This is a genomic window from Pseudomonas sp. zfem003 (assembly GCF_032621675.1).
Classification (GTDB): domain Bacteria; phylum Pseudomonadota; class Gammaproteobacteria; order Pseudomonadales; family Pseudomonadaceae; genus Metapseudomonas; species Metapseudomonas otitidis.
On sequence record NZ_JAVYJG010000004.1, the window covers coordinates 73,183 to 90,301 of the forward strand.

The 17,119-nt window shown below is 69.0% G+C and carries 21 protein-coding genes; 9 read left to right on the forward strand and 12 right to left on the reverse strand.

The annotated features are described in order from the left end of the window. Positions 1 to 2 precede the first annotated feature (2 nt). The 6 genes from RTK35_RS09405 to RTK35_RS09430 all read right to left on the reverse strand — a co-directional run bounded on the left by RTK35_RS09405 (position 3) and on the right by RTK35_RS09430 (position 4,481). Entirely contained in the window at positions 3 to 1,616 is a 1,614-nt protein-coding gene (locus RTK35_RS09405) for an FMN-binding glutamate synthase family protein (RefSeq protein ID WP_316907851.1), read from the reverse strand. Positions 1,617 to 1,685: 69 nt separating this feature from the next. After that, a complete protein-coding gene (locus tag RTK35_RS09410; RefSeq protein WP_316907852.1) occupies positions 1,686 to 2,459 on the reverse strand; it encodes a substrate-binding periplasmic protein in 774 nt (257 codons plus the stop codon). A gap of 79 nt (positions 2,460 to 2,538) precedes the next feature. After that, complete coding sequence (locus RTK35_RS09415) at positions 2,539 to 2,976, reverse strand: periplasmic heavy metal sensor (protein WP_316907853.1); 438 nt, start codon at positions 2,974 to 2,976, stop codon at positions 2,539 to 2,541. Next, entirely contained in the window at positions 2,973 to 3,272 is a 300-nt protein-coding gene (locus tag RTK35_RS09420; RefSeq protein ID WP_074968018.1) for a hypothetical protein, read from the reverse strand. Before RTK35_RS09420 ends, RTK35_RS09415 begins: the two co-directional genes overlap by 4 nt. Next, positions 3,269 to 3,835 carry a sigma-70 family RNA polymerase sigma factor gene (locus RTK35_RS09425; RefSeq protein WP_044399843.1) on the reverse strand — a complete coding sequence of 189 codons (567 nt, stop codon included), beginning with the start codon at positions 3,833 to 3,835 and terminating at the stop codon, positions 3,269 to 3,271. The genes RTK35_RS09420 and RTK35_RS09425 overlap by 4 nt, the downstream gene beginning before the upstream one ends. 88 nt (positions 3,836 to 3,923) lie before the next feature. Beyond that, positions 3,924 to 4,481 carry a hypothetical protein gene (locus RTK35_RS09430; RefSeq protein WP_316907854.1) on the reverse strand — a complete coding sequence of 186 codons (558 nt, stop codon included), beginning with the start codon at positions 4,479 to 4,481 and terminating at the stop codon, positions 3,924 to 3,926. Positions 4,482 to 4,599: 118 nt separating this feature from the next. Here RTK35_RS09430 and earP point away from each other — a divergent pair, with 118 nt between their 5' ends. Both earP and efp read left to right on the forward strand, forming a co-directional pair. Beyond that, positions 4,600 to 5,727, forward strand: coding sequence for an elongation factor P maturation arginine rhamnosyltransferase EarP (gene earP / locus RTK35_RS09435; protein ID WP_316907855.1), 1,128 nt, complete (start codon positions 4,600 to 4,602; stop codon positions 5,725 to 5,727). 43 nt (positions 5,728 to 5,770) lie between these two features. Further along, positions 5,771 to 6,337, forward strand: coding sequence for an elongation factor P (efp, locus tag RTK35_RS09440; RefSeq protein WP_044399835.1), 567 nt, complete (start codon positions 5,771 to 5,773; stop codon positions 6,335 to 6,337). Between the two features lie 64 nt (positions 6,338 to 6,401). Here the strand turns inward: efp and RTK35_RS09445 are convergent, their stop codons facing one another. Continuing rightward, on the reverse strand, positions 6,402 to 6,854 hold the full coding sequence (locus RTK35_RS09445; protein WP_044399831.1) for a MarR family winged helix-turn-helix transcriptional regulator: 453 nt from the start codon (positions 6,852 to 6,854) through the stop codon (positions 6,402 to 6,404). A gap of 134 nt (positions 6,855 to 6,988) precedes the next feature. Between RTK35_RS09445 and RTK35_RS09450 the strand changes: the two genes are divergently transcribed. After that, positions 6,989 to 7,501, forward strand: coding sequence for an RDD family protein (locus tag RTK35_RS09450; RefSeq protein WP_044399828.1), 513 nt, complete (start codon positions 6,989 to 6,991; stop codon positions 7,499 to 7,501). Position 7,502: 1 nt separating this feature from the next. Here the strand turns inward: RTK35_RS09450 and RTK35_RS09455 are convergent, their stop codons facing one another. Beyond that, positions 7,503 to 8,459 (reverse strand): LysR family transcriptional regulator, encoded by a 957-nt coding sequence (locus tag RTK35_RS09455; protein ID WP_074973968.1) that lies wholly within the window; start codon positions 8,457 to 8,459, stop codon positions 7,503 to 7,505. A 102-nt stretch (positions 8,460 to 8,561) separates the two neighbouring features. On the opposite strand from RTK35_RS09455, the gene RTK35_RS09460 reads away from it, so the two are divergent. Continuing rightward, entirely contained in the window at positions 8,562 to 9,314 is a 753-nt protein-coding gene (locus RTK35_RS09460) for a sulfite exporter TauE/SafE family protein (RefSeq protein ID WP_410478640.1), read from the forward strand. Between the two features lie 6 nt (positions 9,315 to 9,320). Here RTK35_RS09460 and RTK35_RS09465 read toward each other — a convergent pair whose 3' ends face one another. After that, a complete protein-coding gene (locus tag RTK35_RS09465; RefSeq protein ID WP_044399821.1) occupies positions 9,321 to 10,172 on the reverse strand; it encodes a LysR substrate-binding domain-containing protein in 852 nt (283 codons plus the stop codon). 153 nt (positions 10,173 to 10,325) lie between these two features. On the opposite strand from RTK35_RS09465, the gene RTK35_RS09470 reads away from it, so the two are divergent. The 4 genes from RTK35_RS09470 to RTK35_RS09485 are packed head-to-tail and all read left to right on the forward strand — an operon-like array spanning position 10,326 to position 13,092. Further along, complete coding sequence (locus tag RTK35_RS09470; protein ID WP_074973976.1) at positions 10,326 to 10,496, forward strand: DUF1127 domain-containing protein; 171 nt, start codon at positions 10,326 to 10,328, stop codon at positions 10,494 to 10,496. A gap of 37 nt (positions 10,497 to 10,533) precedes the next feature. Beyond that, positions 10,534 to 11,406, forward strand: a complete 873-nt coding sequence (locus tag RTK35_RS09475) for a PhzF family phenazine biosynthesis protein (protein WP_316907856.1) — start codon at positions 10,534 to 10,536, stop codon at positions 11,404 to 11,406. A 10-nt stretch (positions 11,407 to 11,416) separates the two neighbouring features. Beyond that, positions 11,417 to 11,878: a DUF3291 domain-containing protein gene (locus RTK35_RS09480; RefSeq protein WP_316907857.1), complete on the forward strand. Its 462-nt coding sequence runs from the start codon at positions 11,417 to 11,419 to the stop codon at positions 11,876 to 11,878. Then, positions 11,875 to 13,092: a winged helix-turn-helix domain-containing protein gene (locus tag RTK35_RS09485; protein ID WP_301153848.1), complete on the forward strand. Its 1,218-nt coding sequence runs from the start codon at positions 11,875 to 11,877 to the stop codon at positions 13,090 to 13,092. The genes RTK35_RS09480 and RTK35_RS09485 overlap by 4 nt, the downstream gene beginning before the upstream one ends. 30 nt (positions 13,093 to 13,122) lie before the next feature. Here the strand turns inward: RTK35_RS09485 and RTK35_RS09490 are convergent, their stop codons facing one another. After that, positions 13,123 to 14,127 carry an NADP-dependent oxidoreductase gene (locus RTK35_RS09490; RefSeq protein WP_316907858.1) on the reverse strand — a complete coding sequence of 335 codons (1,005 nt, stop codon included), beginning with the start codon at positions 14,125 to 14,127 and terminating at the stop codon, positions 13,123 to 13,125. Positions 14,128 to 14,353: 226 nt separating this feature from the next. Between RTK35_RS09490 and RTK35_RS09495 the strand changes: the two genes are divergently transcribed. Then, positions 14,354 to 15,115: an SDR family oxidoreductase gene (locus RTK35_RS09495; protein ID WP_107330275.1), complete on the forward strand. Its 762-nt coding sequence runs from the start codon at positions 14,354 to 14,356 to the stop codon at positions 15,113 to 15,115. A 59-nt stretch (positions 15,116 to 15,174) separates the two neighbouring features. On the opposite strand, the gene RTK35_RS09500 is transcribed toward RTK35_RS09495, so the two are convergent. Beyond that, positions 15,175 to 16,386 carry a benzoate/H(+) symporter BenE family transporter gene (locus RTK35_RS09500; protein ID WP_074973957.1) on the reverse strand — a complete coding sequence of 404 codons (1,212 nt, stop codon included), beginning with the start codon at positions 16,384 to 16,386 and terminating at the stop codon, positions 15,175 to 15,177. Further along, positions 16,386 to 16,997 carry a LysE family translocator gene (locus RTK35_RS09505; RefSeq protein ID WP_074973955.1) on the reverse strand — a complete coding sequence of 204 codons (612 nt, stop codon included), beginning with the start codon at positions 16,995 to 16,997 and terminating at the stop codon, positions 16,386 to 16,388. The genes RTK35_RS09500 and RTK35_RS09505 overlap by 1 nt, the downstream gene beginning before the upstream one ends. Positions 16,998 to 17,119 lie beyond the last annotated feature (122 nt).

Below are 17,119 nucleotides of genomic sequence, written 5' to 3' on the forward strand. Positions count from 1 at the left end.
GCTCACCAGCCGCAGGCCGCCTCGAAGCTGTCGGCGCGGGCCATGGCCCACATGCGGGCGTAGAAGTCGGCTTTGAGGTCGTCCCGCAGCAGGTCGCCCGGCTTGAGGAAGACGTGGAGCTGGGAGAACAGGCGGATCTCCCGGTCGGACACGCGCCGCACCAGGTGGCGCGGTTCGAGCTGGGAGGGGTGCTCCAGGCCGGCGGCGGCGAGCATCTCGGCCAGGGCCTTGAGGGTGTTGCGGTGGAAGTTGAACACCCGCTCGGCCTTGTCCGGCACCACCAGGGCGCGCTGGCGCAGCGGGTCCTGGGTGGCCACGCCGGTGGGGCATTTGTTGGTGTGGCAGCTCTGGCTCTGGATGCAGCCGATGGCGAACATGAAGCCCCGTGCGGAGTTGGCCCAGTCGGCGCCGATGGCCAGCACGCTGGCGATGTCGAAGGCGCTGACGATCTTGCCGCTGGCGCCCAGGCGGATCTTGTCCCGCAGGTTCAGCCCCACCAGCACGTTGTGCACGAACAGCAGCCCTTCGCGCAGCGGCACGCCGATGTGGTCGGTGAATTCCAGGGGCGCCGCGCCGGTGCCGCCTTCGGTGCCGTCGACGACGATGAAGTCCGGCAGGATGCCGGTCTCCAGCATGGCCTTGGCGATGCCCATGAACTCCCAGGGGTGGCCGATGCACAGCTTGAAGCCCACCGGCTTGCCGCCGGAAAGCTCACGCAGGCGCTCGATGAACTGCAGCATCTCGATGGGGGTGGAGAAGGCGCTGTGGCGGGACGGGGAGATGCAGTCCTCGCCCATGGGCACGCCGCGGGTGAGGGCGATTTCCTCGGTGACCTTGTGCTTGGGCAGGATGCCGCCGTGGCCGGGCTTGGCGCCCTGGCTGAGCTTGATCTCGATCATCCGCACCTGCGGGCTGGCGGCCTGGGCGGCGAAGCGCTCCGGGTCGAACTGGCCGGTGGCGGTGCGGCAGCCGAAGTAGCCGCTGCCCAGCTCCCACACCAGGTCGCCGCCGTGTTCGCGGTGGTAGGGGCTGATGCTGCCCTCGCCGGTGTCGTGGTAGAAGTTGCCGCGCCGGGCACCCTGGTTCAGCGCGCGGATGGCGTTGGCACTGAGGGAGCCGAAGCTCATGGCGGAGATGTTGAACACCGAGGCGGAGTAGGGGTGCTTGCACTGCGGGCCGCCGATCACCACGCGGAAGCTGGACGGGTCGCTCAGCGGCGCCGGGCGCATGGAGTGGCCGATGAACTCGAAGCCGGGCTGGTACACGTCGATCAGCGTGCCGAAGGGCTTGTCGGCGCCCTCGTTCTTGGCGCGGGCGTAGACCAGCGAGCGCTGGGCGCGGGAGAAAGGCAGCTGTTCGCCATCGCCCTCCAGCAGGTACTGGCGGATCTCCGGGCGGATGCCCTCCACCAGGTAGCGGATGTTGCCCAGGATCGGGTAGTTGCGCCGTACGGCGTGGCGGTCCTGCAGCAGGTCGACGATGCCCAGCAGGCTGAGCAGGGCGGTGAGCAGGGTCAGCGGCCAGAGCCACTCGTGGTGGATGAAGGGCAGGGTGACCAGGGTGAAGAGCACGCAGAAGGCGAAGAACGCATAGCGGCTGAGAAGCGACAGGTTCATGCGGGTTCCTTGTGGGGAGAGTGCGCGGCACAGCTTAGCGGAACGCAGCGGCGCCGGGTCCGAAGCGGCTCAGGGAAGCGGACGGGATCGGGCGTCGAATTGCCGCCACAGGGCGGCCTCGCGGCCGTTTTCGCGCAGTTGCGCCAGGCCCCGGTCGAACGCGGCCCTCAGTTCGGCGACGCCCGGTGCCGGGCCGAACAGGAGGAAGTAGTCCCAGCGTTGCAGGACCGGCGTGGTGGCCAGCCGTGCGCCTTCCTCGGGCGTCAGGCGGGTGCTGATGAGCCAGCGGCCGGTGCCCTTGACCATGTCCACGGCATCGATGCGTCCGGCGGCGAGCTTGCGCAGGTTCTGCAACTCGTCCCCGCTCACTTCGTAGCGCAGCAGGCCACGGCGCTCGGCGGTTTCCAGCACCGGCGTCTTCGCCGAGCCGAGCGGCAGGCCAATGGTGAGGCCGCGCAGGCGCTCGATCTGTTCGGCGCTGCCGTTCCAGTCCACCGGGTGGGCCTGGTTGTAGAACAGCACCACTTCATCGCTGTAGACCCGTTGCGAGTAGCTGCAGCAGGCGTCGCGCTCGGGGCTGTGCCCCCAGACGGCGGAGGCCTGCCAGTGGCCCCGGCGGACCTCCTCGAAGGCGCGCTTCCAGGGGAAGAACCCATAGTCGACGCGGATGCCCTGGGTGGCGAAGGCCTCGCTGATGAGGGTGGGGATCACCCCGTAGCCGGGCTGGCCGGCGCTGATAAGAGGGGGCCATTCGCCGATGGCAATGCGGATCTGGCCGTCAGCCTGTACAGGGCCGGCCAGCAGGGCGCAGAAGAGGGACAGCAGGACCCGCGAACGGCGCATCGGAGCTTCCTCGGCTGGATACGCCCCGGGTGGGGCGCTCGTTCAGCCAAGCACAGGCCGTACGGGTCTGCCAGCCGGCCTAGCGGGCCAGCAGCGGTCGCTCCAGCAACTGGTGGCGCTGCTCGGCAGGCAGCCGTTCGGCGATCTCCAGCAGCATGGCCTGGGCGGCGGCCTGCAGTTCGCCCGTGGCCTGGCGCTGGCGGGCGAAGCCGTTTTCGATGGCGCTGCGGTCCAGGGGATCGGCGGCCAGTTGCTTCAGCAGCTGCCGGCGGTTGTCGCGGTTGGTGCTGGCCAGTCGGCGCAGCTCCGGCGCATGGGTGCTGATGATGGCGCTGACTTCGCTGCGCTGGGCGTCAGGCAGGGCCTCCACGCGGGCCATGAGCTGGCGCATGGGCTGGCTCTGCAGGCCGAAGGTGAGGGCCGGCGTGGTCGGGCGGGCGATCAGCCAGCCGACCAGGAAGGCGTTGGCCGCCAGGGAAAGCAGCAGGGCAGTGGCAAGGAGTCCGGTTCGTTTCATGGCTCGTCCGTCCACAGCAGTTGATCCACGGCCTGGGCCGCGAGGGCCAGGTCATCGTCGGCCGGTGGGCTGGCCAGGTGGCCGCCGAGCAGGCCCAGCAGGCCGCACAGCACGAGGCTGGCGAGGCTCGCCTGCCAGCCGGGTTGCCAGTGCGCCAGGGCGCGACGCAGGCGCAGGTGCCAGGGCAGCCGCTGCGGCTGGGCGGTGGCGTGGGCAACGATGCGCGCGGCCAGGTCGGGCGCCGGGCGGGGCGCGGGCTGGTCGGCCAGGTGGCGCAGGTCCGGGTCTTGGTTCATGGGGATTCCTCCTCGTTGCGGCGGCTGGGCAGCCAGCGCCGGAGCTGGGCGCGGGCACGGCCGAGCAGGCCCTCCAGCGCTTTCACATGCAGGCCCATGGCGGCCGCCGCCTGGGGGTTGCTGTGCGCCTCGAAGTAGCAGAGCACCACGGCCATGCGTTGCCGGTCCGGCAGGCGCTGCACCACCCGGTGCAGCTCGGCGGCCTCGCGGGCCTGTTGCAGCTGCTGGTCGGCCGGGGTGTCGGGGTCGAGCAGTTCGTCCAGCAGGGTGTCGATGTCGGTCTCCGGACGGCGCTTGCGTCGCCGCAACTGGTCCAGGCACTGGTGCACCAGGATGCTGTGGAACCAGGTGGTGAAGCGCGCCCGTCCGGGTTGCCAATCACAGGCGTGGGTCCACACGCGGGTGAAGGCTTCCTGGGCGGCGTCCTCGGCGTCGGCCTGTTCCGGCAGTACGCGCCGGGCAATGGCATAGGCGCGCGGCAGGTGCCGCTGCACCAGCGTCGAGAAGGCCCGCTCGTCACCCTCGGCCACCTGGGCCATGAGCTGTTCGTCGTCGAGTGGCATCCGTTGCGTTCGCCTGGCCTCAGGAACAGGGGCTGCCGGGCGCTTCGGCCCGCGTGGAGCGGAAATGCGGGGACATGCCGGGCACCTTTCAGGGGTTGGGGGTGAGGGTGACGCTGCCGGTGCGGGTGTTGCCCTGCGGGCCGGTGACGCTGCGGCTCAGGGTGCCGCTGTCGCGGTCGAGACTGTAGCGGGTGGAGCGCTCTGCCGTCTCGCCGTTGGCGCCGGTGACCTGCACCTGGTGGCTGAGGCTGCCGTCGTCGGCGCGGCTGGTCTGCTGGGTGAAGGTGCCGTTGTTGCCGGCGGCGTTGCTCCAGGTCCCGCTGGTCTGGCCGTCTTGCCGGGTGGCCTCGATGCTGCGCGAACGCCCGTCGGCCCCCGTGGTGGTGCGGCTGAGCTGGCCGCTGGTGGCGTCGTAGCGGGTGGTGCTGCTGGTGCTGGCGGTGCGGCCGTTCTCGCCGGTGACGCTGCGCTGGCGGGTCAGGCCGTCGGCCAGGGTGCCGCTGCGCTGGGTCTGCCAGGTGCCGCTGTGGCCTCGGCCGGTGCTGAAGCCGCCGGCGCGCTGGCGCTCGCCGGCATCGACACCACCGGCCAGGACGACGGCCAGGCAGAGCAGGGGAAGCAGGGCGGAGCGGGGAGACGGGTGCATGCTGAACCTCGTTTCAGGGTGGGGTTGCCGGTGTTACGCCGGCCCAGGCTCGCCCCCTGCGTTTTTTTGCGTGGGCCCCGGAGTAAACTGCGCGCCTCTTCAAGGCCGGGGTGGTGCGGTGAACTGGGACATCTTCTGCAGCGTGGTGGACAACTACGGCGACATCGGCGTGACCTGGCGCCTGGCCCGCCAGCTGGTGGCCGAGCACGGGCTGGCGGTGCGCCTGTGGATGGACGAGCCGGCGGCCTTCCAGCGCCTGCACCCGGCGGCTGATCCCCAGGCAGACCGGCAGGTCTGTGCCGGGGTGGAGGTGTGCCGCTGGCACCGGGAGTGGCCTGACGTAGCCCCGGCCGATGGGGTGATCGAGGCCTTCGCCTGCGAGTTGCCGGCGGCCTACGTGGCGGCGATGCAGGCCCGTGAGCGTCCGCCGCTGTGGTTGAACCTGGAGTACCTGAGCGCCGAGGACTGGGTCGGTGGCTGCCACGGGCTGCCGTCGCTGCAGGCCAATGGGCTGAACAAGTTCTTCTTCTTCCCCGGGTTCCGTGCCGACACCGGCGGCCTGCTGCGCGAGGCCGACCTGCTGGCGCGGCGCGAGGCCTGGCAGGCGGACCGGGCGGCACAAGACGCCTTCCTGGCTTCCCTGGGCGTGGTGCGCGAAGCCGGTGCGCGGCTGGTCTCGCTGTTCGCCTACGAGAACCCGGCGCTGGCGAGCTGGCTGCAGGCACTGGCCGAGGACGCCCGGCCGACCTGCCTGCTGGTGCCGGAGGGGCGCATCCTCGGTGACCTGGCGGCCTGGGCGGGGCAGGACGGGCTGGTGGCGGGGGATCGGCTGCAGCGCGGCAACCTGTCGCTGGTGGTGCTGCCCTTCGTGCCCCAGGACGACTATGACCGCCTGCTGTGGTGCTGCGACTTCAACGCCGTGCGCGGCGAGGACTCCTTCGTGCGGGCGCAGTGGGCGGGGCGTCCGCTGCTGTGGCACATCTACCAGCAGGCGGAGGACGCCCACCTGGAGAAGCTGGAAGCCTTCCTGTCGCTGTATGGCGAGGGGTTGTCGAGCGAGGCGGCGCAGGCGTTGCGTAGTGCCTGGCTGGCCTGGAACCGGGGAGACGACATGGGCGGGGCGTGGCGTGCGCTGGTTCGCCACGAGGCGGAGCTGCAGGTCTGGGCCCAGCGCTGGTGCGGTCTGCAGGGTTCGCGGCAGGACCTGGCCGCAGGGATGGTGCATTTTTATACAAATTGGATATGATACGCGGCCTGTTTTTAGTCACCCATCCAAATCGGATATTCGTATGAAAACCGCTCAAGAGTTCCGCGCCGGCCAAGTCGCCAACATCAATGGCGCTCCCTGGGTCATCCAAAAGGCCGAATTCAACAAGTCCGGCCGTAACAGCGCCGTCGTCAAGATGAAGCTGAAGAACCTGCTGACCGGCGCCGGTACCGAGACCGTGTTCAAGGCCGACGACAAGCTGGAGCCGATCATCCTTGAACGCAAGGAAGTGACCTACTCCTACTTCGCCGACCCGCTGTACGTGTTCATGGACACCGAGTTCAACCAGTACGAGATCGAGAAAGCCGACCTGGAAGGCGTCATGACCTTCATCGAAGACGGCATGACCGACGTTTGCGAAGCCGTTTTCTACAACGATCGCGTGATCTCCGTTGAACTGCCGACCACCATCGTTCGCCAGATCGCCTACACCGAGCCGTCCGTCCGTGGCGACACCTCCGGCAAGGTGATGAAGACTGCCCGCCTGCACAACGGTGCTGAGCTGCAGGTTTCCGCCTTCTGCGAAATCGGTGACTCCATCGAGATCGATACCCGCACCGGCGAGTACAAGTCCCGCGTCAAGGCCTGAGCCTGAACCGCGTGTGACAGAAAAGCCCGGCATTTGCCGGGCTTTTTCGTTTCTGCCGTTTCGCTCAGAGCGCCTTCTGCAGGTTCTGGCGCAGGGCGACGAGCTCCTCCTTCAATGTGCCGAGGTCGCCCAGGGTCATCTCGCTGGCAGCGAGGATGCAGCCGGGGATGCGCTGGGCCTCCCGGTGCAGGGCGCGGCCCTTGTCGGTCAGGCGCAGTTCGACCACGCGCTCGTCGGCGCTGCTGCGGGTGCGGGTGATCAGGCCTTCGGCCTCCAGGCGCTTGAGCAGCGGGGTGAGGGAGCCGGGGTCGGTGAGCAGGCGGGCGCTGATTTCGCCGACGGTGATGCCATCGCCCTCCCAGAGCACCAGCATGGCCAGGTACTGCGGGTAGGTGAGGCCCAGCTCCTGCAGCAGAGGCTTGTAGACCTTGGTCATCAGCAGCGAGGTGGAATACAGGGCGAAACACAGCTGGTTATCCAGCTTGAGGGCTTCGCAGGGCTCGATGGGTTCGCTCATGGCCACCTCCGGGTTGGACAAGTGCGCAATTTAGCGCACAAGCCTTTCGCGGGCAAAACAGCGTGCAGGCGGTTTGCAGCCCGGCTGGAAGCAGCCACACTTGGCGCTTTCCCACGTTCGCCAAGGAGTGCGAGATGACCGACCCGCAGAACAACCCCTACCAGGCGCCCCAGGCTCCGCTCACCCAGGAAACCGTCGGCGGCCTGCCGCTGGCGCCCCGTGGCACCCGCCTGGGCGCTGCGATCATCGACAGCCTCATCCTGATCCTCGTCTGCCTGCCCCTGGGCTTCGTCTTCGGGATCTATGACGGCATCACCTCGGGCGTGCAGCCTGGCTTCGGGCAGCAGGCGGTGGGCGCCGTGCTGGGGATCGTCGCCTTCCTCGCGGTCAACGGGGTGTTCCTCAGCCGCTACGGCCAGACCGTGGGCAAGCGCCTGCTGAAGATCGCCATCGTCGACCAGGACGGCCACAAGCCGGAGTGGATCCCGATGTACCTCAAGCGCTACCTGCTCTGGGGGCTGGTGGCCTACATCCCGCTGCTGGGTGGGTTGGTGCTGCTGGTGAACTACCTGTTCATCTTCCGCGGCGACCGCCGCTGCCTGCATGACCTGACCGCCGGCACCCGCGTGGTCCAGTTGCCGGCCTGAGTCAGCCGCGACCGAGGCCGCCCCGCAGGGCCAGGTCCCAGGGCGGCTCCGGGCCGAAACGGTCCTTGAGGAACTCCAGCAACAGCCGGCTCCGCGAGCTGGCTTCCCCTTCCAGCCGTAACGCGTAGATGCCGCTGGGCTCCGGCGGCGGCAGGCCGTCGTCGCAGAACAGCGGCACCAGTTCGCCGCGCACCAGGTAGTCGCTGATCAGCCAGGTGGGCAGGTGGGCCACGCCGAGCCCGGCCACGGCGGCGAACAGCAGGGTCTCGGCATTGTTGGCGGTCATCCGCATGCGCTTGGGGCGGACGATCTGCAACCGGCCGTCCAGCTCGAAGCGCCAGGCGTAGGGCGGTGCCAGGGCGTCCCAGTCGAGGCCTTCGTGCTCTTCCAGTTCACGGACGCTGCGGGGTACGCCGCGCCGTTTCAGGTACTCCGGGCTGGCGCAGAGGATGCGCACCATCGGCGCCAGCGGGGTGGCCACCAGGCGGGTGTCGGCCAGTGGGCCGATGCGCAATATCAGGTCGACCTCGCCCAGGTGGGTGCCGTGCATGTCGACGAAGCTGTCGATCAGGCGCAGCTGCACGTCCAGCCCGGGGTAGGTGACCAGGAACTCGGCGATGGCCGGGGCCAGGTGGCGGCGGCCGAACGGGGCGGGGGCGTCGATGCGGATCAGGCCTTCCGGGGCGCTGCTCAGGGACACGGCCTCGGCCCGGGCCAGGCGCAGCTCGGCGAGGATGCGCTTTGCCCGTTCGGCAAAGGCCAGGCCGGCGGGCGTGGCGCGCACCGCGTGGGTGCTGCGGATGAACAGGGTGCTGCCCAGGGCCTTCTCCAGCCCGTCGATACGGCGGGCCACGGCCGAGGGTGTCAGGGGGTGGCGGCGCGAGGCGGCGGAGAAGCTGCCGGCGTCGAGTACATCGAGGAACAGCGCCAGCTGTTCGGTGAGGGCATCGGGGTACATGGGGTTGCCTGTGCGAATTGCGCAAAGCCATTGTGCGCCGCTGTGCGTTTCCCCACCAGCCAGGGCTGCGTAGCATGCGCGCCAATTCGGATGGGAGGTTCCATGGATCTGTTGTCGATTGCGATGTATGTGGCGCTGGGGGCCTGCCTGGGTACGGTGGGCGGTGTGTTCGGCATCGGCGGTGGGCTGATCGCCATCCCCGCGCTGGGGGTGCTGTTCGGCCTGGACCAGCAACTGGCCCAGGGTACGGCGCTGGTGATGGTGGTGCCCAACGTGCTGCTGGCGCTGTGGCGCTACCACCAGCGCAACCGCATCGACCCGCGCCACGCACTGCTGCTGGCGGCCTCCAGCGTCGGTTTCGCCTGGCTGGCCTCGCTGGTGGCGGTGCAGCTGGACGCCCAGAGCATGCGCCTGGCGTTCGTGGTGTTCCTGCTGGCCCTGGCGGCCTACAACTTCGCCCGCATGTTCATGGCCAAGGCCGCGCCCAGCGCCGAGCTGCGCCACCCCTGGCCGTGGCTCGGCGTGCTGGGCGGCGTGGCGGGTGCCATGGGCGGGATGTTCGGCGTGGGCGGCGCGGTGATCGCCACGCCGGTGCTCACCAGCGTGTTCGGCACTACCCAGGTGGTGGCCCAGGGCCTGTCGCTGACCCTGGCGGCGCCGAGCACCGCCGTGACCCTGCTCACCTACGGCCTCAATCACCACGTCGACTGGGCCATGGGCGTGCCCCTGGCCCTGGGCGGCCTGCTCAGCATCAGCTGGGGCGTGCGCCTGGCCCATGCCCTGCCCGAGCGGGTGCTGCGCACGGCGTTCTGCGTGTTCCTGCTGGTCTGTGCCGTGTTGCTGGCGATCAAGTGATCGGGCCTACAGGCGGAACCCCTCGATGATGTGTTCGGCCAGCGTATCGGTCACCGGCGAGGTGCTGCGTGGATTGCGCATCAGCACGATGCTGCAGCTGGGCAGCAGGGGTAGGCCTTCCGCCTCGCCGAGGATGCGCATGTCGGCGGTGATCAGGCTCTGCAGCTGGGCCGTGACCGCCAGGCCGGCGCTGACCACGGCCATGATCGCCGACAGGCTGGGGCTGGTGTACGCCACGCGGTAGGCCCGGCCCAGGGTGTCCAGGGCGTTGCAGGCCCAGGCCCGGCAGAAGCAGTCGGTGTTGAACATCGCCAGCGGCATCTGCGCCTGCTCGTGGGGGCTGTGGCCGACGGCCTCGGCCCAGACGAAACGCTCCTGGCGCAACAGCTCGCCGATCTCGGTGCCTGGCGCGCGGGTGAGGATGGTCAGGTCCAGGTCCTGGCGCTGCATGAGCTGCGAGGACGAGTCGCAATGCACCTCCACCTGCACTAGCGGGTAGGCCTGGGCGAAACGCGAGAGGATGCCGGGCAGGAAGCGCATCACGTAGTCGTCCGGCGTGCCGATGCGCACGGCACCGACCATGTGCGGCTCGCGCAGGGTGGTCATCACCTCGCCATGCAGCTTGAGGATGCGCCGGGCATAGCTGAGCAGGATCTGCCCTTCGGCCGTCAGCCGTACATTGCGCCCCTCCCGCTCGAACACCGTGCGCTCCAGCACGTCCTCCTCCAGCCGCTTCATCTGCATGCTCACCGCCGACTGGGTGCGGTTGACGGCTTCCGCCGCGCGGGTGAAGCCGCCGTGGTCGGCAATGGCGACGAAGGTACGCAGCAGTTCCGTGTCGATGGCGGGGTAGCTCATTCATCAATTCTCAAGATGCGATGCATAAGAAACATTCGTTGGATTGATGTTAGCTGCGGCCGGAAACTGGCGCCACCCCACAAGGAGGGCCACGCGATGAAAAGTCCAACCCTGCATGCCGCCATTCCACTGCCGCACTCATCGCGCCTGTCGATGACGGGGCGCACGCTGCTGGCTCGCCTCCAGCGCTGGGCCCAGCTGTACCAGCAGCGCCGCGACCTGGCCCGTGCCAGCGACGCGATGCTCAAGGACCTGGGCCTGTCCCGCGCCGATGTCATGCGCGAATCTGAACGGCCTTTCTGGGATGATCCCCTGGCCAAGTAACCCACCAACGCACACGACCACCGAACAAGGAAGCCCCATGCACGTAGAAGTCAGGATCGTCAACGCCTTCACCGATGGCGCGGCGGGTGGCAACCCGGCCGGCGTGGTGCTGGACGCCGACGCGCTCAGCACCGCCCAGAAACAGGCCATCGCGGCCCGTGTCGGTCTGTCCGAGACGGCCTTCGTCTCCGCGTCCGAGGTGGCGCCGTTCAAGCTGGAGTTCTTCACCCCCAACCGCCAGGTGGCCCATTGCGGCCACGCCACGGTGGCCACCTTCTCGCTGCTGCGGGAGCTGGGACGGGTCGCTCCCGGCGCGTCGGCGAAGGAGACCATCGACGGCCGGCGCTCGGTGTTCGTGGAGCGCGAGCAGGTCGTCATGGAGCAGGCTGCGCCGCGTTACCAACTGCTGGATGACGGCCAGCGGGCGCAGCTGTTGAAGGCCCTGGGCCTCGTGCCGGCACAGCTGGTCGATGGCCTCCCGGTGGAGCGGGTGAGCACCGGGCTGGGCTTCGTGATCGTGCCGCTGCGCAGCGAAGCCGACGTGGCCGCCATCCGCATCGACACGCCTGCCCTGGAGCAGCTCAGCGAAGCGCTGGACCTGGTGGGCGTGTACGCCTTCTCGCAGCAGACCCGCCAGCCGGACCGGCACGCCGGGGCGCGGATGTTCGCGCCGCGCTACGGCATTGCCGAGGAGTCGGCCACCGGCATGGCGGCCGGGCCGCTGGCCTGCTACCTGCACGACCGCGTCGGGCTGAAGCAGCCGGTGCTGCGCATCGAGCAGGGCCACCTGATGCAGCCGCCGTCGCCGAGCCTGATCACCGTTGAGTTCGACCTGGAGCGCGACGCCATCCTGAGGCTGATGGCCGGTGGCGCTGCCCAGGTCATGCAGACCCTGACGCTGGACCTGTGAGGACCCGCCCATGACGCATCACCTGGCACAACTGAACATCGCCCGCATGAAAGCCCCGCTGGATTCGCCGGTGATGGCGGATTTCGTCGCCAACCTGGCCCGCATCAACGGCCTCGCGGAAGCTTCTCCCGGCTACCTCTGGCGGCTGCAGGACGAGTCGGGCGATGCCACCGCGCTGCGTCCGTTCGGCGATGACGTGGTGGTGAACCTCTCGCTCTGGCGGGACCTGGATTCGCTGAAGACCTTCACCTACCAGGGCGCCCACACCGAGATGCTCAAGCGCCGGGGCGAGTGGTTCGACCGCCTCGGTGAGGCCCACCAGGTGCTCTGGTGGGTGCCGGCGGGCCACCTGCCGGACGTGCACGAGGCCGCCCGGCGCCTGGCCCGGCTGCATGAGGAAGGCGCAGGGCCGGAGGCCTTCACCTTCCGTCACGCCTACCCTGCGCCGGCTGCCGCGAGCCCCGTGGCATGAGTGGAGCGACGCTGGCGCTGAGCGCGAGCGAGGCACGGCGCCTGGTGCTCGCGGCCCAGGGCTTCACCCGGGCGCCCCGTGGCGCGGTGCGGCCCCCGCACCTGGCGTCGCTGGCCGAGCGGCTGGGCGTGGTGCAGATCGACTCGGTGAATGCTCTGGTGCGTTCCCATTACCTGCCGTTCTTTTCCCGCCTGGGCGGCTACGACGCCTCGGCGCTGGATGCGCTGGCCTGGAGCGGCGGGCGTCAGCGGCGCTTCTTCGAGTACTGGGGGCACGAGGCGTCGCTGTTGCCGCTGTCCTTCTACCCGCTGATGCGCTGGCGCATGGCGCGCTCGGCCGCCGGGCAGGGCATCTACGCCATGCTGGCGCGTTTCGGCCGCGAGCGGCAGGACGTGATCCAGCGGGTGCTGCAAGCCATCCGCACGGACGGCGCAAGCGGAGCCGGTGCACTCAGCACTCGCACCGAGCGGGCCGGCCCCTGGTGGGACTGGAGCGACGAGAAGAACGCGCTGGAGTGGCTGTTCGCCGCTGGCGAGGTGACGGTGGCCGGCCGGCGCGGCTTCGAGCGCCTGTACGACCTGCCGGAGCGGGTGATTCCCGCGCAATGGCTGAACACCCCGGAGCCGACGCCCGATGCGGCGATGCGCGCGCTGCTGCTGCACGCCGCACGCGCCCTGGGCGTGGCGACGGAGAAGGACCTGCGTGATTACTTCCGCCTGGAAGTGGCCGATGCCCGGCGGGCCCTGGCGGAGCTGGTGGAGGCCGGCGAACTGTTGCCGACCCAGGTACGCGGCTGGACACAGCCGGCTTACTGCGCCGGTGAGCCGGTCATCCCCCGGCGGGTTCGCGCAGCGGCGTTGCTGTCGCCCTTCGATTCGCTGATCTGGGAACGCAGCCGCACCGAGCGGCTGTTCGGCTTCCACTATCGGCTGGAGCTCTACACCCCGGCTGATCGCCGGCGCTATGGCTACTACGTGCTGCCGTTCCTGCTGGGGGATCGCCTGGTGGCGCGGGTCGACCTGCGTGCTGACCGGCAGGGCGGCAGCCTGAAGGTGCTGGCGGTGCACGAAGAACCCGGCGGCCTGCCGGAGCCGGCGCTGGCCGAGCTGGGGCGCTGCCTGGTGGAGATGGCGAGCTGGCTGGGGCTGGACAGGGTGGACCTGGCCTGCGTGAGGCCGGTTTCGCAAGGGCTGGGGCGCTGGCTGCAGGCATAGCGGGGGCCGCGTAGCGACCCCCGCAAGGTCTCAGCGGACCTTGAGCACCAGCTTGCCGAAGTTGCCGCCGTCGAACAGCTTGGACAGGGTCTCGGGGAAGGTCTCCAGGCCTTCCACCACGTCTTCCTTGCTCTTCAGTTGGCCGCTGGCCATCCAGCCGCCCATTTCGCGGGCAGCGTCGGCGAACTTCGCTGCGTGGTCCATCACCACGAAGCCTTCCATGCGGGCGCGGTTGACCAGCAGCGACAGGTAGTTGGCCGGGCCCTTGACCGCTTCCTTGTTGTTGTACTGGCTGATGGCGCCGCAGATGACGATGCGGGCCCTGGGGGCGAGGCGGGTCAGCACGGCGTCGAGGATGTCGCCGCCGACGTTGTCGAAGTACACGTCCACCCCTTTGGGGCACTCGCGCTTGAGCGCTTCGGCGACGTTCTCGGCCTTGTAGTCGATGGCTGCGTCGAAGCCCAGTTCGTCCACCAGGAAGCGGCACTTGTCGGCGCCACCGGCAATGCCGACCACGCGGCAGCCCTTGATGCGGGCGATCTGCCCGGCGACGCTGCCCACCGCACCGGCGGCGCCGGAGAGCACCACGGTCTCGCCGGCCTTGGGCGCGCCGACGTCCAGCAGGGCGAAGTAGGCGGTCATGCCGGTCATGCCCAGGGCAGAGAGGTACAGCGGCAGCGGCGCCTTGCTCGGGTCGACCTTGTAGAAGCCGCGCGGCTCGCCGAGGAAGTAGTCCTGCACACCCAGGGCGCCGTTGACGTGGTCGCCCACGGCGAAGTCCGGGTGGTTGGAGGCGATCACCTTGCCCACGCCGAGGGCGCGCATCACCTCGCCGATGCCCACCGGGGGGATGTAGGACTTGGCGTCGTTCATCCAGCCACGCATGGCCGGGTCGAGGGACAGGTAGAGGTTTTCCACCAGCACCTGGCCGGGTCCGGGTTCGCCAACGGCCGTCTCGACGAAGTTGAACGTGTCGCGGGTGGCGGGCCCGATGGGGCGCTTGGCGAGCAGGAACTGGCGGTTGATCAGGGACATGGCAGGGGACTCCGAATGAGTGAGACCCACCGGTTTAGTCGGGCAGGCCGGCCAGGGCAAGGTTCGTTGTCGCGAGGAATGCCACGGCATGAATCTGGATGATCCACGGGGGTGGCCTTAATCATCCGCCTGGATGCTGCCCTCTCCAGCGGCCTGATGATGCTGACGCCGTTCCGGTGCGACTGGCTAGACTCCGGGCGATTTCCACAGCATCCGAGGTTGCATCATGAGCACGAGATTCTCCGGCCAGGTCGCCCTGGTCACCGGCGCCGGCAATGGCATCGGCCGCGCTACTGCACAGGCCTTTGCCGCTGAAGGCATCAAGGTGGTGGTGTCCGACGTGGACGTGGCCGGCGGCGAGACCACCGTGCAGCTGATCCGCGAGGCGGGTGGCGAGGCCACCTTCATTCGCTGCGACGTGACCCGGGATGCCGAGGTGAAGGCGCTGGTAGAAGGCACGGTCGCGGCCTACGGTCGCCTCGACTACGCGTTCAACAACGCCGGTATCGAGATCGAGAAGGGCAAGCTGGCCGACGGCAACGAGGACGAGTTCGACGCGATCATGGGCGTCAACGTCAAGGGCGTGTGGCTGTGCATGAAGCACCAGATCCCGCAGATGCTGGCACAGGGTGGCGGCGCCATCGTCAACACCGCTTCGGTGGCGGGCATTGGCGCGGCACCGAAGATGAGCATCTACGCTGCCTCCAAGCACGCGGTCATCGGCCTTACCAAGTCGGCCGCCGTGGAGTACGCGAAGAAGAAGGTGCGGGTGAACGCGGTATGCCCGGCGGTGATCGACACCGACATGTTCCGCCGTGCCTACGAGGCGGACCCGAAGAAGGGCGAGTACGCCGCCGCCATGCACCCGGTGGGGCGCATCGGCAAGGTGGAGGAGATCGCCGGTGCGGTGCTCTACCTGTGCAGCGACGTGGCGGGCTTTACCACCGGGCATTCGCTGGTGGTGGACGGTGGCGCGACGGTGGTCTGAGCCGTCGAGCGGTCACACGGAAAAGGCGCCCTTGGGCGCCTTTTCCATTTCGGGGCAGGTCAGTCCCGCCCGGTCCTGACGTTGAGGATCAGCAGGGTCAGGACGCCGGCCACCAGGCCCCAGAAGGCCGAGCCGATGGACAGCAGCGTCATACCGGAGGCGGTGACCATGAAGGTCACCAGTGCGGCCTCGCGCTCCTTGGGCTCCTGCATGGCCACGGTGAGGCCGTTGCTGATGGAGCCGAACAGCGCCAGGGCCGCCACCGAGAGCACCAGCTCCTTGGGGAAGGCGGCGAACAGCGCGGCCAGGGTGGCGGCGAAGGTGCCGGCGATGCCGTAGAAGACCCCGCACCACATGGCGGCGGTGTAGCGCTTGCTGCGGTCCTCGTGGGCGTGGGGGCCGGTGCAGATGGCGGCGCTGATGGCGGCCAGGTTGATGCCGTGGGAGCCGAAGGGCGCCAGCAGCAGCGAGGCGAAGCCGGTGGCCGAGACCAGGGGCGAGGCCGGCACCTGGTAGCCGTCGGCGCGCAGCACGGCGATGCCGGGGATGTTCTGCGAGGCCATCGCCACGATGAACAGCGGCAGGCCGATGCTGATGATGGCGGTGAAGGAGAAGGTCGGGGTGGTCCATACCGGTTGCGCCAGGTGGAAGTGGAAGCCGCTGAAGTCCAGCAGGCCCAGGGCACCGGCGGTGACGCAGCCCACCAGCAGCGCGGCGAGCACCGCATAGCGCGGCTGCAGGCGCTTGAACAGCAGGTAGCTGAAGAACATCGCCAGGACCAGGGCGGTGCGGTGCTGGGCGGCGATGAAGATCTCGCTGCCGATCTTGAACAGGATGCCGGCCAGCAGCGCAGCAGCGAGGGAGCCCGGCAGTCGCCGCATCAGCCGCTCGAAGCCGCCGGTGAGCCCCACCAGGGTCAGCAGGATGGCGCAGACGACGAAGGCGCCGATGGCGTCGGAATAGGGCACGCCGGGCAGGCTGGTGATCAGCAGTGCCGCGCCCGGGGTGGACCAGGCCACGGTGATCGGCGTGCGGTAGCGCAGCGAGAGGCCGATGCTGCAGATGGCCATGCCGATGGACAGGGCCCAGATCCACGAGGCGATCTGCCCGCTGGAGAGGCCGGCGGCCTGGCCGGCCTGGAACATCAGCACCAGGGAGCTGGTGTAGCCGGTGAGCATGGCGATGAAACCGGCCACCACCGCCGAAGGCGAGGAGTCGGCCAGCGGGCGCAGGCGGGGCAGGGCGGTGCCGGTGTCGGAGGCACGGGTCATCAGAGCGTTCCCTTGAAGTCGACGAGGATGGGGTAGAGCGAGGCCACCAGCAGGACGGCCATGCCGATATTGAACGCGCGGAGCACCCGTGGCGAGGACAGCCAGTGGCGCAGCAGGCTGCCGGCAACGGTCCAGAGGCCGACGCTGGGGCAGTTGATCAGCGCGAACAGGGCGGCGATCAGCAGGGCGTTGGTGACGAAGTTCTCCTGCGGGGTGTAGGTGGTGATGGCGCCGATCGCCATCACCCAGGCCTTGGGGTTGACCCACTGGAAGGCCGCCGCCTGGAGGAAGGTGAAGGGGCGCGCCTCGCCCTTGGCGTCGTCGGGGGCGCCGGAGCCGGCGATCTTCCAGGCCAGGTAGACCAGATAGGCCGCGCCGCCATAGCGCAGCAGGCTGTACAGCAGGGGAACCTGCTCGAAGACCTGGTGCAGTCCCAGGCCCACCGCAGCGACCATCACCATGAAGCCGATGCTGATGCCGAGCATGTGCGGCAGGCTGCGGCGGATGCCGAAGTTCACCCCGGAGGCGAGCAGCATCATGTTGTTGGGGCCGGGGGTGATGGAGGTGACGAGGGCAAACAGCGCAAAGGCGAGCAACAGTTCCAGGCTCATGGCAGGTCTCTCTTCTTGGAGGGAGAAAGCCTACGGCGTGGCGCTTCGCCGCGCCCCGTACAGCGATGTGCGCAAAAAGCGATACAGTCGCGTGACGTCTCCCGTGTGCACCGTTACTGTGC

Excerpts from the sequence above, each read along its gene's own strand:
- RTK35_RS09460 (WP_410478640.1), top strand. The coding sequence starts at position 8,562 with ATGGATCTGTTGTCGATTGCGATGTATGTGGCGCTGGGGGCCTGCCTG.
- RTK35_RS09480 (WP_316907857.1), top strand. The coding sequence starts at position 11,417 with ATGACGCATCACCTGGCACAACTGAACATCGCCCGCATGAAAGCCCCG.
- RTK35_RS09410 (WP_316907852.1), bottom strand. The coding sequence starts at position 2,459 with ATGCGCCGTTCGCGGGTCCTGCTGTCCCTCTTCTGCGCCCTGCTGGCC.
- RTK35_RS09475 (WP_316907856.1), top strand. The coding sequence starts at position 10,534 with ATGCACGTAGAAGTCAGGATCGTCAACGCCTTCACCGATGGCGCGGCG.
- RTK35_RS09420 (WP_074968018.1), bottom strand. The coding sequence starts at position 3,272 with ATGAACCAAGACCCGGACCTGCGCCACCTGGCCGACCAGCCCGCGCCC.
- RTK35_RS09505 (WP_074973955.1), bottom strand. The coding sequence starts at position 16,997 with ATGAGCCTGGAACTGTTGCTCGCCTTTGCGCTGTTTGCCCTCGTCACC.
- RTK35_RS09485 (WP_301153848.1), top strand. The coding sequence starts at position 11,875 with ATGAGTGGAGCGACGCTGGCGCTGAGCGCGAGCGAGGCACGGCGCCTG.
- RTK35_RS09445 (WP_044399831.1), bottom strand. The coding sequence starts at position 6,854 with ATGAGCGAACCCATCGAGCCCTGCGAAGCCCTCAAGCTGGATAACCAG.
- RTK35_RS09470 (WP_074973976.1), top strand. The coding sequence starts at position 10,326 with ATGACGGGGCGCACGCTGCTGGCTCGCCTCCAGCGCTGGGCCCAGCTG.
- RTK35_RS09425 (WP_044399843.1), bottom strand. The coding sequence starts at position 3,835 with ATGCCACTCGACGACGAACAGCTCATGGCCCAGGTGGCCGAGGGTGAC.
- RTK35_RS09415 (WP_316907853.1), bottom strand. The coding sequence starts at position 2,976 with ATGAAACGAACCGGACTCCTTGCCACTGCCCTGCTGCTTTCCCTGGCG.
- RTK35_RS09495 (WP_107330275.1), top strand. The coding sequence starts at position 14,354 with ATGAGCACGAGATTCTCCGGCCAGGTCGCCCTGGTCACCGGCGCCGGC.
- efp (WP_044399835.1), top strand. The coding sequence starts at position 5,771 with ATGAAAACCGCTCAAGAGTTCCGCGCCGGCCAAGTCGCCAACATCAAT.
- RTK35_RS09465 (WP_044399821.1), bottom strand. The coding sequence starts at position 10,172 with ATGAGCTACCCCGCCATCGACACGGAACTGCTGCGTACCTTCGTCGCC.
- RTK35_RS09405 (WP_316907851.1), bottom strand. The coding sequence starts at position 1,616 with ATGAACCTGTCGCTTCTCAGCCGCTATGCGTTCTTCGCCTTCTGCGTG.
- RTK35_RS09455 (WP_074973968.1), bottom strand. The coding sequence starts at position 8,459 with ATGTACCCCGATGCCCTCACCGAACAGCTGGCGCTGTTCCTCGATGTA.
- RTK35_RS09450 (WP_044399828.1), top strand. The coding sequence starts at position 6,989 with ATGACCGACCCGCAGAACAACCCCTACCAGGCGCCCCAGGCTCCGCTC.
- RTK35_RS09490 (WP_316907858.1), bottom strand. The coding sequence starts at position 14,127 with ATGTCCCTGATCAACCGCCAGTTCCTGCTCGCCAAGCGCCCCATCGGG.
- RTK35_RS09430 (WP_316907854.1), bottom strand. The coding sequence starts at position 4,481 with ATGCACCCGTCTCCCCGCTCCGCCCTGCTTCCCCTGCTCTGCCTGGCC.
- RTK35_RS09500 (WP_074973957.1), bottom strand. The coding sequence starts at position 16,386 with ATGACCCGTGCCTCCGACACCGGCACCGCCCTGCCCCGCCTGCGCCCG.